15 protein-coding genes are annotated in these 15,120 nt (G+C 44.6%); all 15 read left to right on the top strand.

The genetic code is table 11. The features are described from left to right. Nucleotides 1-955 (top strand): molybdopterin dinucleotide binding domain-containing protein (locus tag AC5V8P_RS14545; RefSeq protein WP_495473696.1); only part of this gene is annotated, 955 nt, incomplete at its 5' end. Then, nucleotides 945-2,534 carry a nitrate reductase subunit beta gene (narH, locus tag AC5V8P_RS14540; protein WP_063208500.1) on the top strand — a complete coding sequence of 530 codons (1,590 nt, stop codon included), beginning with the start codon at nucleotides 945-947 and terminating at the stop codon, nucleotides 2,532-2,534. The genes AC5V8P_RS14545 and narH, both read left to right, overlap by 11 nt. Beyond that, entirely contained in the window at nucleotides 2,527-3,093 is a 567-nt protein-coding gene (gene narJ / locus AC5V8P_RS14535) for a nitrate reductase molybdenum cofactor assembly chaperone (protein ID WP_064796962.1), read from the top strand. Before narH ends, narJ begins: the two co-directional genes overlap by 8 nt. After that, on the top strand, nucleotides 3,090-3,773 hold the full coding sequence (gene narI / locus AC5V8P_RS14530) for a respiratory nitrate reductase subunit gamma (RefSeq protein WP_064796963.1): 684 nt from the start codon (nucleotides 3,090-3,092) through the stop codon (nucleotides 3,771-3,773). Before narJ ends, narI begins: the two co-directional genes overlap by 4 nt. Before the next feature lie 45 nt (nucleotides 3,774-3,818). Then, nucleotides 3,819-4,271 (top strand): GAF domain-containing protein, encoded by a 453-nt coding sequence (locus AC5V8P_RS14525; protein WP_063208506.1) that lies wholly within the window; start codon nucleotides 3,819-3,821, stop codon nucleotides 4,269-4,271. 1 nt (nucleotide 4,272) lies between these two features. Then, a complete protein-coding gene (locus AC5V8P_RS14520) occupies nucleotides 4,273-5,337 on the top strand; it encodes a sensor histidine kinase (protein WP_064796964.1) in 1,065 nt (354 codons plus the stop codon). Nucleotides 5,338-5,344: 7 nt separating this feature from the next. Next, nucleotides 5,345-5,992, top strand: a complete 648-nt coding sequence (locus tag AC5V8P_RS14515) for a response regulator transcription factor (protein ID WP_040103856.1) — start codon at nucleotides 5,345-5,347, stop codon at nucleotides 5,990-5,992. Between the two features lie 208 nt (nucleotides 5,993-6,200). Beyond that, nucleotides 6,201-7,397: a nitrate/nitrite transporter gene (locus tag AC5V8P_RS14510; RefSeq protein ID WP_064796965.1), complete on the top strand. Its 1,197-nt coding sequence runs from the start codon at nucleotides 6,201-6,203 to the stop codon at nucleotides 7,395-7,397. Nucleotides 7,398-7,505: 108 nt separating this feature from the next. After that, complete coding sequence (locus AC5V8P_RS14505; RefSeq protein ID WP_064796966.1) at nucleotides 7,506-8,525, top strand: ThiF family adenylyltransferase; 1,020 nt, start codon at nucleotides 7,506-7,508, stop codon at nucleotides 8,523-8,525. A gap of 86 nt (nucleotides 8,526-8,611) precedes the next feature. Next, entirely contained in the window at nucleotides 8,612-9,055 is a 444-nt protein-coding gene (locus tag AC5V8P_RS14500; RefSeq protein ID WP_064796991.1) for a molybdenum cofactor biosynthesis protein MoaE, read from the top strand. Next, nucleotides 9,048-9,281 (top strand): molybdopterin converting factor subunit 1, encoded by a 234-nt coding sequence (gene moaD, locus AC5V8P_RS14495; RefSeq protein WP_063208517.1) that lies wholly within the window; start codon nucleotides 9,048-9,050, stop codon nucleotides 9,279-9,281. Before AC5V8P_RS14500 ends, moaD begins: the two co-directional genes overlap by 8 nt. A gap of 69 nt (nucleotides 9,282-9,350) precedes the next feature. After that, complete coding sequence (gene moaA, locus AC5V8P_RS14490; RefSeq protein WP_064796967.1) at nucleotides 9,351-10,367, top strand: GTP 3',8-cyclase MoaA; 1,017 nt, start codon at nucleotides 9,351-9,353, stop codon at nucleotides 10,365-10,367. A 487-nt stretch (nucleotides 10,368-10,854) separates the two neighbouring features. Beyond that, entirely contained in the window at nucleotides 10,855-11,682 is an 828-nt protein-coding gene (licT, locus tag AC5V8P_RS14485; RefSeq protein ID WP_064796992.1) for a BglG family transcription antiterminator LicT, read from the top strand. 116 nt (nucleotides 11,683-11,798) lie between these two features. Further along, entirely contained in the window at nucleotides 11,799-13,715 is a 1,917-nt protein-coding gene (locus AC5V8P_RS14480) for a beta-glucoside-specific PTS transporter subunit IIABC (protein ID WP_064796968.1), read from the top strand. 28 nt (nucleotides 13,716-13,743) lie between these two features. Then, a partial coding sequence (locus tag AC5V8P_RS14475) for a glycoside hydrolase family 1 protein (RefSeq protein ID WP_495473695.1) occupies nucleotides 13,744-15,120 on the top strand: 1,377 nt, incomplete at its 3' end.

The following is a 15,120-nucleotide window of genomic DNA, read 5'->3' as shown; positions in this document are numbered from 1 at the left end:
GGTAGCGGATGAATATGAGGAATTGAAGAAGCTGAACGGAGTCTACTACGATGAGTCCATTAAAGATGGATTGCCGAAGATTCAGACAGCTCGCCAAGTAGCCGATACGATTCTCCATCTGTCGTCGGCAACCAATGGTCGTGTCTCCCAAAAAGCCTACGAAGAGGCGGAAAAGGATCACGGGGTGAAGCTGATGGACATCTCAGCCGATCGCGCCGCCGAGAAAATAACGTTCCAAAGCATTACAGCGCAGCCGCGTGAAGTTATACCGACGCCGGTATTCAGTGGCTCTAACAAACAGGGACGTCGCTACTCGCCATTTACCACGAATATTGAGCGTCTCGTTCCGTTCCGGACTTTGACAGGCAGACAGCATTTCTATATCGATCATGAAATCTTCCAGCAGTTTGGAGAGTCGCTGCCTATCTATAAACCGACTTTACCACCGATGGTATTTGGTACGCGTGATCGGGAAATCAAGGGCGGTCAGGATTCGCTGGTGCTTCGTTATCTGACTCCACACGGGAAATGGAATATTCACTCCACTTATCAGGATAACCAGCATATGCTTACGCTGTTCCGTGGAGGGCCAACGGTATGGATTAATAACGAAGACGCAGCAGCCCACGATCTGGCGGACAATGATTGGGTAGAGGTGTACAACCGTAACGGTGTCGTTACCGCCCGGGCAGTTGTCAGCCACCGGATGCCAAGAGGGACAATGTTTATGTACCATGCTCAAGATAAGCACATTCAAGTGCCAGGCTCCGAAATCACGGATACACGCGGGGGCAGTCATAATGCGCCAACAAGAATTCATCTCAAACCGACCCAGATGGTTGGCGGATACGCTCAGCTTAGCTACGGGTTCAACTATTACGGACCGATCGGCAACCAGCGCGATGTATACGTAGCGGTACGCAAAATGAAGGAGGTTAACTGGCTTGAAAATTAAAGCTCAAATTGCCATGGTCATGAACCTGGATAAATGTATTGGCTGCCATACGTGCAGCGTGACGTGCAAAACAACTTGGACCAACCGCAAAGGTGCGGAATATATGTGGTTTAACAACGTGGAAACCAAGCCAGGTATTGGGTATCCGAAGCGTTGGGAAGACCAGGAGCAGTATAAGGGCGGCTGGCAGCTTCGCAAAGGGAAGCTTGAACTGAAGTCAGGTAACAAGCTATCCAAGATAGCACTTGGTAAAATTTTCTACAACCCCGATATGCCTGAAATGAAGGATTATTATGAGCCCTGGACCTACAATTATGAACATTTGACTAACGCTAAAGAGCAGAAGCATTCTCCGGTAGCACGTGCACAATCTGCTGTAACGGGCGAAAAAATGGATCTGAATTGGGGACCAAACTGGGAAGATGATTTGGCAGGTACCCATGTGACAGGACCTCTTGATCCCAATATTCAGAAAATCGAAGAAGAGATTAAATTTAATTTCGAGAAGTCGTTCATGCTGTATCTCCCTCGGCTTTGTGAGCACTGTCTGAATCCGAGCTGCGTCGCATCTTGCCCTTCGGGTGCCATGTACAAGCGGGACGAGGATGGCATCGTGCTCGTGGATCAGGAAGCATGTCGCGGCTGGCGATATTGCATGACAGGTTGCCCATACAAGAAAGTGTACTTCAACTGGCAGACGAACAAAGCAGAAAAATGTACCTTCTGCTTCCCGCGCGTGGAAGCCGGGTTGCCAACCGTCTGCTCTGAGACATGTACTGGACGAATTCGTTACCTTGGCGTTCTATTGTATGACGCGGATAAGGTACAGGAGGCTGCTTCTAAAGAGGATGAGAAAGATCTGTACAAAGCACAGTGTGATTTGTTCCTGGACCCAAGCGATCCGGCGGTAATTGCACAGGCCAAAAAAGATGGCATCTCGCAAGACTGGATTGAGGCAGCACAGAATTCACCAGTCTACAAGCTTGCTATTGAATATAAGCTGGCATTCCCGCTTCATCCGGAATACCGCACGCTGCCAATGGTCTGGTATGTCCCACCACTTAGTCCGATCATGAATTACTTTGAAGGAAAAGATTCTATCGAGAATCCGGATATGATCTTTCCAGCTATCGAAGAAATGCGCACGCCAATTCAGTATCTTGCCAATATGTTAACGGCGGGCGACACGCAGACGGTGAAGGAATCGCTGCAGCGGATGGCTATGATGCGCTCCTATATGCGTGCCCAGTCCACAGGACAATCTTTCGATGAAAGTCGTCTGGAACGCACTGGCATGACAGCACGTCAGGCTGAACAGATGTACCGGCTTCTGGCCATTGCCAAATACGAGGACCGTTTCGTCATTCCGACGTCGCATAAAGAGGGTTATGCCAATCCATATCGCGCCCAGGGAGCTGCTGGTTACGGTGACACCTTAGGGAATATGGATGGTTGTGGAGTTCAAGGAGCCGGCTGTAGCGGTTGTAGCCTGGGAAGCTCCACAGGAATGGAAGAGCCTTCGAAAACAGGCAAGCAAATGTATGAAGAAAACTTCTACGGGGGTATTTGGCGTGATTAATGTAGCGAAACTGTATGAATTCAAGCCTTCATTCGGGTTTTTCGCCCAACAACTCATGTACCCAGAAAAGCTGGATTTTCATCCAGCTTTTCTGGAAGCATCCTTTGATCAGAGTCATCCTGCGTATACGCATGCTCATACGTACTGGTCTCTGATGCAAGAGTTTAGTATGGAAGAGATCCAGGAAAAGTATACCGAAACTTTTGATTTTCAAAAAAATTGCGCACTATATATGACTTACTTCAAGTTTGAAGATGCAAAAGAAAGAGGACAAATGCTGGTCAAATTAAAGGTCCTCTATGAAATGTATGGTCTTGAAATGCCAGATGGAGAGCTGCCTGATTATCTGCCGCTCATGTGTGAATTTCTGTATGCCGCCGAATGGGTGCAGGATGCAAAGACGACAGAAAACTTCCGCATGCCGATCGCGATTCTGGAGGACGGCACCTATCATTTGCTTAAGGCACTGGAAAAAATGGAAAGTCCGTATTTTCATCTGATCAAGGGACTGCGCGAAACGCTTAAAGCTTGCGTAGAACAGGAGGCGGCCACGCTATGATGTTGGAACAATTTTTATGGGTCATTTTCCCTTATATGTGCGTGGTCATTTTTATCGTAGGTCATATCTTCCGTTATAGAACTGACCAGTTCAATTGGACGGCAAAATCAAGTGAATTTATTGAAAAGAAACAATTGATGATAGGCAGTCTCTTATTCCACCTGGGGATCATTCCAGTTATTTTCGGTCACGTGTCTGGTCTGGGTATACCCAAAACGTGGATGCATGCGCTGGGTGTAAACGATCATCTATACCACATTGGAGCAGTCTATATTGGTGGAATATTTGGAGCTATGACGTTCCTTGGGATGTTGATACTTACCTCGCGACGGTTTACAATTCGTAATGTACGCCGTTTAAGCACAGCTTCTGATTTAATTGTAAACGTATTGCTATTAGCTCTTGTATGCCTAGGGATGTTTGCAACTCTTGTAACGAATGCGGTACAGCCTGAATTCGATTATCGGGAGACGATCTCGATCTGGTTCCGTGGTCTGTTCATATTCCGTGTCGACCCGACACTGATGAGAGATGTACCGATCTCTTTCAAGCTACATGTACTTATGGGTTTTGCGATTTTTGCATTCTGGCCGTTTACCCGGCTTGTACATGTATGGAGCGTTCCGTTGAATTATGTACGCAGAAGTTATATCCTGTACAGAAGACATAAAACGAACTAGGAAAGCGGGCCCTGCCTTCTTTCCTAGTTTTATTAGGAGAGAGTGATGAATAATAAGATGGATTATCAAAGGGAGCTTGAGCGAATACGCGAACATTTCGGTTATGATTTTATGGCACTTGCTCTGGTTGAACCAGCCGAATATCAGTACGTCATTAAATGGAAAAATGCCGCTGGCAATTTAAATGATCGATTTAAGCGGATTGTGCTGCAATCTGGAAAAGGCATAGCTGGAGTCGTGTTTAAAACCGGGAAATCTGTCTTTATTCCATCTGTTCATCAATATGTTGGGGCAGAGAACCTGTTTAATTATCCAATCGTTCAATCCGAAAAGCTCAAGAGTCTCGGGGCTGTGCCTTTGTGGAACGATGCTCGCGTCGCGGGCGTACTATTGGGTGGATTTCGAGAAGAACAACGGATGACCGAAGCCATGATGCGTGATTTGGAAACCTTGGCACATGAGGGATTTGGAGAGTTGAACGGGAAGGAAGTGATTTGAATTGACATTGTCTATAGGGATGGACTCTTTGAGTGCGCTAATGGTGAAGATGTTTGAGAACAGCACAGAAGCTATCTTCTTTTTTGATAGGGAAGGGAAAACCCTAGCCATGAACCCGGCGGCTGAGGAGATTGTAGACGATGACGTTCTCATTCAACTCTATGAAGGACAGGACAAGGCTTTATGCGGAACATGCAGGGGTTATACAAGCGACACAGAGCCCCGCACCTGTCTTGACTGCTATTTCAATGTGCCTGAGTCCGACAAATTTGCTTCTTTTCAAGTCTATTTGGAAACCAAATGCAATGGCATGGTTCCCTATGCCGCTTCTTTTCACACCGTTGATTCTACAAATCGAATCCGGGTGCTGATGCTGAGAGACTTGACCCCGCAATTTCAGACACAGGAAAAATTATATCAAAACAAAATGATGAAGCATGTCATTGAAGCACAGGAAAATGAGCGAAAACGGCTTTCCAGGGAACTGCACGACAGTGTCGCCCAGGAATTGATGAGCGCGGTTGTTGAACTACGGGTGCTAAAATACATGACGAATGATGAGCAGCTCATTAAAAACATGAAGCAGACGGAAGCATCCATGACCCGATTATTGGATGATATCCGTAACCTGTCTGTGGAACTTCGCCCGGCCACCCTTGATGATTTTGGACTTGAAGCGGCCTTCCGCTCTCACTTTAAGCGGATCGAGCAAAGCTTTGGTCTAGTGGTTGAGTTTGTGTCTGATCTTCCCCAAAAGCGGTATGGAAGTGAAAAAGAAACAGTCATATACCGTGTCTGCCAGGAAGCTGTGCTTAATGCGTTGAAGTATGCACAGGTCGATACCATTAAAGTTTCTTTGTCCGAGCATGAACATTCCCTTCGTTTGACTGTAGAGGATAATGGGATTGGCTTTGAAAAGGGAGGCAAGCCTATTGGAACGGGACTTGGCTTGTATGGTATGCAGGAGCGGGCAGAGCTGGTAGGCGGAAGTTTTGGCGTCCTTTCGAATGTCGGTCAAGGCACCAAAGTCTTTTTACAAATTCCGATTGGACATGAGGAGGAATAGAAACTTGATCAAAATTGTATTAGCGGATGACCATGCCATTGTACGAAGCGGATTTTCCATGATCCTCAACTTCCAATCGGATATGGAGGTTGTCGGGACAGCTGCAGACGGTATTGAAGCGTATACTATGGTAGCTAAGCATAAGCCGGATATTCTCATTATGGACCTTAGTATGCCGCCAGGCGAAAGTGGATTGATTGCCACAGGCAAAATTAAAGAAGACCACCCTGACACTAAAATTCTGATTTTGACCATGCATGACGACGAAGAATATCTATTTCATATTTTGAAGAACGGTGCTTCAGGGTATGTTTTGAAAAATGCACCCGATGAGGAGCTATTGCTTGCCATACGCACCATTCATGGGGGCGGGACGTATATCCATCCTAAAATGGCCACTTCTCTCGTGCGTGAGTTCATCAAAAAAGACACAACATCACAAACAGAGGATCCGTATGAGATCCTGTCCAAGCGTGAGCTGGAGATTCTCCCTCTGGTCGCAAAGGGATACGGTAACAAGGAGGTTGCCGAAAAGTTGTTCATCTCTGTCAAGACCGTGGAAGCGAACAAAGCTAAAATCATGGAGAAATTAAATTTAAAAAGCCGGCCTGAACTGGTCCAATATGCTTTAAAGAAAAAAATGCTGGATTTTTAGTTGATGAAGAAAATTATTTTTAATCCAATAATACAGCTAGAATGAATCAAGCAGCTTCTTACGAGAAGCGGCTTTTTTTATTTTCAGGGACTCCCCTGACCGGGAAAGGGGAGTCCCCTATATTCGAAAGGAAGGGCTAGCGGCTACAATGGGAACAGAAAAATACAAATCAAACATTCGACAGAATAAAGTTGAAAAGGTGAGTTAAATGATTAGAAAAATGCAGTTGCCACTACAAACATTGAACCTGATTCTTGGATTTATGGTATGGGTTATTATTTCATCTCTCATGCCGTTCATTACGGAGGATATTGCTATTCCACCCGGAAAATTGGCTATGGTTACGGCGATTCCGGTCGTGCTTGGATCGATTCTGCGCATTCCGCTTGGTTATTATGCCAATATTTTCGGGGCAAGAATCGTTTTTCTCGTTAGCTTTGTGTTGCTTTTGTTTCCGGTCTACTATATCAGTGAAGCTTCTACGATGATGGATTTAATTATCGGTGGCTTGTTCCTTGGAATTGGGGGAGCGGTGTTCTCGGTTGGGGTGACTTCGTTGCCTAAGTATTATCCGAAGGAAAGACATGGCTTTGTCAATGGGATGTATGGTGTGGGCAACCTGGGGACAGCGGTAACGACCTTCTCCGCTCCGATTGTAGCGACGCAGGTAGGATGGGCACTTACAGTTAAGCTGTATCTTATCTTGTTGCTTGTTTTTATCGTTTTGAATTTCTTCTTTGGGGACCGTCATGAAACTAAAGTCAAAACCCCCATTATGGAGCAAATCAAAGGGGTTTACAAAAATGAAAAGCTTTGGTTTTTCTCACTCTTTTATTTTATTACGTTTGGCTCATTTGTAGCTTTTACGGTGTATCTACCGAATTTCCTCGTATCGAACTTTGAACTGGATAAAGTGGATGCAGGGATGCGCACAGCAGGCTTTATCGCGATTGCTACATTCTTCCGTCCAATCGGTGGCTGGCTGGCGGATCGTTTTCAGCCCTTGTTCCTGCTGGTAGGTACGTTTGCTGTGTATACGGTTGCTGCGATTCTTCTGGCTTTTTCACCAGACATCACCTTGTATACCGTAGGGTGCTTGGCTATCGCTGTGAGTGCAGGAATCGGGAACGGTGTCATTTTCAAGCTAGTTCCATTTTATTTTAATAAACAGGCAGGTATAGTGAACGGAATAGTATCCATGATGGGTGGCCTGGGTGGCTTTTTCCCTCCGATCTTGCTATCGACGATTCATGCCGCTACTGGCCAATATTCCATTGGGTTCATGTTGCTCTCCCAAGTGGCACTGGCTAGCCTGATCCTTGTCATATGGCTATATTATCAAGCACGCTTCCCTGTAGCTGCGGAGCAGAACCGCTTTGAGAAACAAAAAGAACTTCAGCAGTAAAGCATTAAGAGAGAAGAAATTATAAAGGCACCTTTAACGTTTCTAGCGAGAGCCACAGGAAAAAGCACAAAGTTAACGATCGCTCTTCAACGTTAGGGGGACATTGTGATGAAGGAACGTTATTCAAGACAGATCTTATTTAGACCCATCGGCAGTGAAGGACAACGTAATCTGTCTGAAGCTGTTGTTACCATTATCGGCTGCGGGGCACTAGGCTCCGCCATCGCTGAAACATTAGTAAGAGCGGGCGTCGGAGAGATTCACCTGATTGACCGTGATTATGTGGAGACGTCGAATCTGCAACGCCAGCAGTTATTCACGGAGCAGGATGCTGCACAAATGCTCCCCAAGGTAACGGCTGCTGAAAAAAGGTTGAAGGCGATACGAGAAGACGTGCGCTTGTATACCTATCTCGACAGTCTGGATGCCGGGCTTGCTCAAGAGCTTGCTGGTAAAAGCACATTGCTGATGGATGCAACGGACAATTTTGAAACCCGGCTGCTTATAAACGATGCTGCACTAAAGGCTGAAATTCCATGGATTTACGGCGCCTGTGTTGGAAGCACAGGCGTTGTTTTTCCGTTCGTGCCGGGCAAGTCGGCTTGTTTTCGCTGCCTTCTGCCCTCGCTGCCAGCAATCAATCAGACCTGCGATACGGCTGGAATCATTTCGCCCGCAGTCCAAGTGACGGCTGCCCTCCAAAGTGCAGAAGCCATGAAGTGGCTGAGCGGCAAACGTGATCAGATGCGCAGCAAGGTTCATCTATTTGATCTATGGGAGAATACGCAAATGGACATAGGGATTTCCCGTATCCATAATCCGGATTGTCCAACCTGTGGGGAACAGCCCGTATTTCCTGCACTGACAGCACCCCATCGCTCGGCGTATGCTGCGCTGTGCGGGCGGGATGTGGTGCAGGTTCTTCCAGACCCTCATCGTCCGATCACTTTGGACGATGCAGAGAAGATGGGTAGGCTTATGGCGGAACATGTCAAAAGGACTCCTTATTTCGTTGAATTTTATGCCTTTAAGCATCGAATGATTTTATTTAAAAACGGAAGACTCCTCATTCATGGGATCGGAAGTGTTGCCAGGGGCCAAAAGTTATATCATCAGTTGTTCGGCTGAACAAGAGATATAGATCTAAGAAATAGAAATAGTTCATAGAATTTTCAAAGGGAAATAGCGTGCCGGGTGGCTGGAAGGTGGAAAAAATGAGTGTATTTGAAATCGTGACGGAGCCCATTCTCCCACAGACCTATGCGGACTATGTCTTAAGACCGGAAGCAGGAGCAGTGACTTTATTTACAGGGCATGTAAGAGAGTGGACCCAAGGCGTACGGACGTTATACCTTGCTTACGAAGCGTATGTGCCTATGGCCGAGAAAAAGCTTGTGGAAATTGGCCACGAAATCGAACAGAAATGGGAAGGAACAAAAGTAGCAATCGCGCATCGAATTGGTGAGCTTCAAATTGGAGATATTGCGGTTGTCATTGCTGTCTCATCACCACACCGCTCGGATGCGTATGAAGCGAATGAATATGCAATCGAACGAATCAAGGAAATGGTTCCGATCTGGAAACGAGAGATTTGGGAAGACGGCACGCAATGGGTCGGACAACAAAAGAAAAAACCGGGGGAAATCAGTCATGATTAAGCTGTACTATTTTGCAGGACTCCGTGAGGTGACGGGAAAATCCGAAGAAATGGCCGACCTGGCAGGCCAAACTGTGGAAGAATTGTGCAGTTGGATCACAGACAAATATCGGGATATGCCGATCGAGTCTATACGAGTTGCATTAAATGAGGAATATGCGTTGCCAACAGATGTACTGCAGGATGGAGATACCGCAGCTTTTATTCCGCCTGTCAGCGGTGGCTAGTGAAAATGCTCGTCATGTGTCCATTTCTGCAACGTCAACTACAGCTAATGAAAAAAAGAAGGTGGTCACATGAGTTCACATCCACTTAAAGACTCTTTGCGGCGTCCGATCCGTGATTTACGTATATCCGTGACGGATCGTTGCAATTTTCGTTGTTCCTACTGTATGCCAAAAGAAATTTTCGGTGACGACTTTGCCTTTCTTCCCAAAAGCGAATGCCTGTCGTTTGAAGAAATTCATCGACTTACGGAGCTCTTTGTGGGCCTTGGGGTCCAAAAAATCCGACTCACTGGCGGTGAGCCATTAATGCGACCCAACCTTCCTGACCTTGTTTCCCGTATTTTGTCGATCAACGGCGTGGAGGATATGGGGTTGACCACAAATGGCTTGCTATTAGGGCAACAGGCAGAGCGCCTGTATGACGCAGGGCTGCGACGCCTTAATGTCAGTGTGGATGCTCTGAACCCAGAGCTATTCGGGCGGATGAATGGACGAGGCATTAAGCCTGCTTTCATTTTGAAACAGATTGATTATGCTAGAAAAATCGGTTTTGAGATCAAGGTCAATATGGTAGTTCAAAAAGGTGTTAATGATTCTGAAATTTTGCCGATGGCTGCTTATTTTAAGGAGCAGGGAATAACTCTTCGTTTTATTGAGTTTATGGATGTAGGTAACGATACCGGTTGGAGCTTCAAGAAGGTAGTTACCAAAGAAGAGATTATTGAACAACTTAAGAATGCGTACGAGCTGGAGCCGATAGATCAGAATTACTTTGGAGAAGTAGCCAAACGTTACCGTTATAAAGACAGCGACGCGCAGGTTGGCTTTATTACCTCGGTCTCTGATTCGTTTTGCTCATCCTGTACGCGTGCCCGTCTATCTTCGGATGGCAAGTTTTATACGTGTTTGTTTGCTTCAGACGGATTTGATTTGCGCCAGATGCTTCGTGACGGGGCGAATGATCAGGAACTACTCGATGCGATTACTTCCGTATGGGAGCAACGCATAGATCGGTATTCCGATGAACGTACTGAACAGACTGCAAACAACCGAAAAAAGATTAACATGTCCTACATTGGCGGCTGACATTTTTATCATGGCAATGTGCCGTATTCAAGGTGCTGCCCCCAAAAAGAAAGCGCAAACATTTTTGTTGGCAAAACTTAAATTTGATGTTATTATGATCTTGGGATTGTTACTGAAAAGGCAAAACCCGGGACATGGAACTGGATTTCCATGTGTTGGGTTTTGCCTTTTCTTTTTGAATACAGATTTGCAGTAACGCAGAAAGGTGAGTGATGATGAGCCTTACAAGTGCTGAACAACAATGGTAATAACGTCGACCCAACAAAACAGCAGCCCAGAATAATGTCGTAGGACCTTGGTTAAAGGGAAAAAGTAGGGCTTATATCTCTTTATGAATGCGCTTTCAATAGGAGAGCTGTAAATCTGCACATTATGGTTGGTTTACAGCGAAAGTTTGATCGGCTATTACCGTCTTGTGACCTATCTGAAATATCGCCCAGCATCTAATTCCTTTTTTAAATTATTGCGGGATCAGGGGGCAGCCAGAATGATCATAACAAAGATATTTAATAATAACGCCATAATAGCCAAAGATTCAAAAAGACATGAATTTGTTGTTATGGGCCGTGGAATTGCTTTTAAAAAAAATGCAGGGGAACAAGTAGAAGAGCATTTAATTGAAAAGGTTTTTGTCCTAAAACAAAAAGATGCCTCCGAGAAATTTAAATTATTGTTAGAGGATGTTCCTACAGAATATGTTTCGTTATGCTATGACATCATTGAATATGGAAAAAGCATATTGGAAGCACAGCTGAGTGACTATGTATATGTTTCGCTTACAGATCACATGAACAATGCATTTAAAATGTTTGATGAAGGGTTCAAAAATGCGAACCCGCTCATTTGGGAAATCAGAAAATTTTATCCTAAAGAATTCGGAGTTGGCTTAAAAGCATTAGATTTTATTGAAGAGGAAACAGGTAAACGATTGTCTGAAGATGAGGCAGGTAACATAGCTCTTCATTTAATCAATGCTCAAGTCAATAGCTCCTACCATAGAGTAGCTGATGTTGCTCAACAAACTCAAAAAATACAGGATATCTTAAATATTATTAAATATTCTTACAATATTACTCTGGATGAGCAATCGACCAGCTATGAACGATTTATTACGCATTTAAGGTTTTTCTTTCAACGATTAATTCAAAAAGAAAAAAAATTAGCACTGGAAGATGATTTTCTATTAAGGCAAGTGAAAGCAAAGTACAAAAAAGCTTACAACTGTATGCTAAAGATTGAGAAATACTTGGACACGGTATTGTCAGATGAAGAAAAACTGTATATAACGATTCATATTCAGCGCGTAACCCAATGACCAATTGAATAACTCCTTGGATTGTTACTGGTAATGCAGGCGAAACCAACCTAGATCGAATTTGATCTATTTTGGTTTCGCCTTTTTTTATAAATACAAATAAAGGGGCAGTTACAATGAAGTATGAGACATTAGCAAAAGACATCATCAGAAATGTCGGCGGCAAAGAAAATGTAAATAGTCTAACTCATTGTATTACACGCTTGCGCTTCAAACTAAAGGATGAAAGTAAGGCCGATACAGAGATTCTGAAAAATATGGATGGTGTGGTCACTGTGGTAAAAAGCGGCGGACAATACCAAGTGGTGATCGGTAATCATGTGCCTGAGGTTTATGCGGATGTTGCCGCGATAGGTGGCTTCCAGGCAGGTGATGCAGAAGAAACATCAGGTGAAAAAGTGAGTTTGTTCAATAAGTTTATTGATACCATTTCAGGTGTATTTACACCCACGCTTGGTGTCTTGAGTGCCACGGGTATGATTAAGGGCTTCACGGCCTTGTTTGTAGCTTTAGGCTGGCTGACCGTAACCTCAGGTACCTATCAAATTCTCAATGCTTTAGGAGATTGCTTGTTCTACTTCTTCCCAGTTTTCCTGGGGTATACCTCAGCCAAAAAGTTCAATGCCAACATTTTTATAGGTATGGCGATCGGTGCGTCACTTGTTTATCCAACCTTTAGCGCGATAACAGCCTCGGGTAAACCGCTATACACGCTATTTAGCGGCACCATATTTGAGTCACCGGTATATATCACCTTCTTAGGTATTCCGGTCATTCTGATGAGCTATGCATCAACTGTGCTTCCGATTATCGTATCCACCTATGTCGGCTCAAAAATAGAAAATTTCTTTAAAAAGGTCATCCCTAGCGTAGTGAGAACTTTCTTGGTTCCGTTTTTCACCTTGTTAGTTATTGTTCCCTTAGCACTGATTGTGATTGGACCGCTCTCGACTTGGGCAGGTCAACTGCTGGGTGCAGCCACCCTCTTTGTGTATAACCTAAGCCCGATTATTGAAGGTATTATCATGGGGGCTTTCTGGCAGGTATTTGTTATTTTTGGACTGCACTGGGGTCTCGTTCCTATCGCTATGAACAACTTGGCGGTGCTCAAATTCGACCCGATCCTTGCTGCGACGCTGGGTGCCTCCTTTGCTCAAACAGGTGTGGTGCTGGCGATTTTGTTCAAAACCAAAAACGTAAAACTGAGATCCCTTTCCATTCCAGCTGTCATCTCCGGGATTTTTGGTGTAACAGAACCCGCGATTTACGGGATTACATTACCACGTAAGAAACCATTCATTTTAAGCTGTATAGCGTCTGCAGTAGGCGGCGGTATTATCGGAATGATGGGAACGAAAGGGTATATCATTGGCGGCCTGGGCATTTTCGCGATTCCAAGCTATATCAGTCCGTCAGGAATAGACAGCGGATTTTATGGGGCTGTTATTGGTATTCTGGTAAGTTTCGTATTAGGCTTCTTGCTTATGTTCTTTGGCGGATTCAGAGATGATGAGGTAAAAGAAACGAAAAAAGAAGCGAGTACAACAGGTGCAGCAAAAGGAGGAGAAGTCTTAATCAGACAGGAGACGGTGATCAGTCCGTTAAGGGGTGACGTAAAACCGTTATCTGAGGTAACTGATGAAGCCTTTTCGACAGGTGCTCTGGGGAAAGGGATTGCCATTGAGCCTGCTGAAGGTAAGGTCGTTTCACCTGTAGATGGTGTATTAACCTCCTTATTTTCTTCAGGTCACGCCATCGGAATTACCAGTGATCAAGGCGTAGAGATCCTCATCCATGTAGGCAAGGATACGGTCAAATTAAAAGGTAAGCATTTTTATCCCAAAGTAAAACAAGGGGATGCCGTCAAAAAGGGACAATTGCTGATGGAGTTTGATATGGAGGCGATCAAAGAGGCTGGTTACGTTCTGACTACCCCTGTAATCGTTGCCAATACTGCTAGTTACTTGGATGTCATTGAAACGGAGAAGAAGACGATTGGTTATAAAGAGGATTTATTGACGGTGATGGTTTAAACTACCAATATTTTAGGAGGAATGAACAATGAGTAATAATATAACCAAGAAGTTTCCGCAAGGATTTTTATGGGGAGGGGCCACGGCTGCCAACCAATTTGAAGGTGGATATAACGTGGGTGGTAAGGGACTAAGCACTGCTGATGTCATAACAGCCGGGACGCATACCATTTCCCGAAGAATTACGCCAGTGTTGGAAGAAGGCATGAACTATCCAAGTCACGAGGCGATTGATTTCTACCATCATTATAAAGAGGATATCCGATTATTTGCTGAAATGGGGTTTAAGGTCTTTAGAATGTCGATTGCTTGGTCCCGAATATTTCCAAACGGAGATGATACCGAGCCAAATGAGCAAGGCTTGCAGTTTTATGATCGTGTATTCGAAGAATTAAAAAAGTACAACATTGAGCCGTTGGTTACAATCTCGCATTATGAGGCACCGTTTCATTTAACTGAGAAATATAATGGCTGGTCTGATCGCAGAGTCGTCGATTTTTATGTAAGGTATTGCGAAGTGCTCTTTAACCGATACAAGGATGTCGTAAAATACTGGCTCACCTTTAACGAAATTAATATCTTAACCTTGTCTTTCGGAGCGTTCATGGCCGGAGCGATGATGCCAGAGGGAAATGGAGAGCTCGCCCATGCTACAGTGAAGGATGAGCAGGTGCTGTATCAAGCATTGCACCATCAATTTGTAGCCAGCGCAAAGGCAGTAAAGCTGGGGCATGAAATTAATAAGGATTTTAAAATCGGCTGTATGATTGCTTATATGTGCTCATATCCACTTACTTGTAACCCTGATGATGTTTTGCTGGCCCAACAAAAGGATAACTTGAGTAATTTCCTATGCTCAGATGTTCAAGTAAGAGGTGCTTATCCCGGGTTTGCCAAACGATATTTTAAAGAACATCATATCCAAATTACGATGCAGGACAATGACGAGGACGTCCTAAAAGAAGGTTGCGTAGATTTTTATACCTTTAGCTATTATTCATCTACTTGTGTCAGTGCAGACCCCAATCAGGAAAAGGTGGGTGGGAATTTATCCATGGGATTAAAGAATCCCTACTTAAAAGCAAGCGCCTGGGACTGGCAAATCGATCCACAGGGGTTGAGATGGTCGCTCAATAACATTTATAATCGATATGAAATTCCGTTAATGGTTGTGGAAAATGGTCTGGGCGCCGTGGATGCCGTGGAAGAAGATGGCTCCATTCAGGATGATTATCGAATTGATTATCTAAAGCAACACATTGAGCAAATGAAAGAAGCGATTGCTGATGGAGTAGATTTAATAGGCTACACCCCTTGGGGATGTATTGATCTGGTAAGTGCAGGAACCGGGGAAATGAAAAAACGCTATGGATTCATATATGTAGATAAGGATAATGAGGGGAAA

Source organism: Paenibacillus sp. N119s (assembly GCF_059447605.1).
This window is presented reverse-complemented; position numbering and strand designations above follow the sequence as displayed.

What these genes read in the sequence shown, in the direction of transcription:
- AC5V8P_RS14505 (WP_064796966.1), top strand. Translation starts at nt 7,506, where the DNA reads ATGAAGGAACGTTATTCAAGACAGATCTTATTTAGACCCATCGGCAGT.
- licT (WP_064796992.1), top strand. Translation starts at nt 10,855, where the DNA reads ATGATCATAACAAAGATATTTAATAATAACGCCATAATAGCCAAAGAT.
- narI (WP_064796963.1), top strand. Translation starts at nt 3,090, where the DNA reads ATGATGTTGGAACAATTTTTATGGGTCATTTTCCCTTATATGTGCGTG.
- AC5V8P_RS14510 (WP_064796965.1), top strand. Translation starts at nt 6,201, where the DNA reads ATGATTAGAAAAATGCAGTTGCCACTACAAACATTGAACCTGATTCTT.
- moaD (WP_063208517.1), top strand. Translation starts at nt 9,048, where the DNA reads ATGATTAAGCTGTACTATTTTGCAGGACTCCGTGAGGTGACGGGAAAA.
- AC5V8P_RS14500 (WP_064796991.1), top strand. Translation starts at nt 8,612, where the DNA reads ATGAGTGTATTTGAAATCGTGACGGAGCCCATTCTCCCACAGACCTAT.
- moaA (WP_064796967.1), top strand. Translation starts at nt 9,351, where the DNA reads ATGAGTTCACATCCACTTAAAGACTCTTTGCGGCGTCCGATCCGTGAT.
- AC5V8P_RS14480 (WP_064796968.1), top strand. Translation starts at nt 11,799, where the DNA reads ATGAAGTATGAGACATTAGCAAAAGACATCATCAGAAATGTCGGCGGC.
- AC5V8P_RS14525 (WP_063208506.1), top strand. Translation starts at nt 3,819, where the DNA reads ATGAATAATAAGATGGATTATCAAAGGGAGCTTGAGCGAATACGCGAA.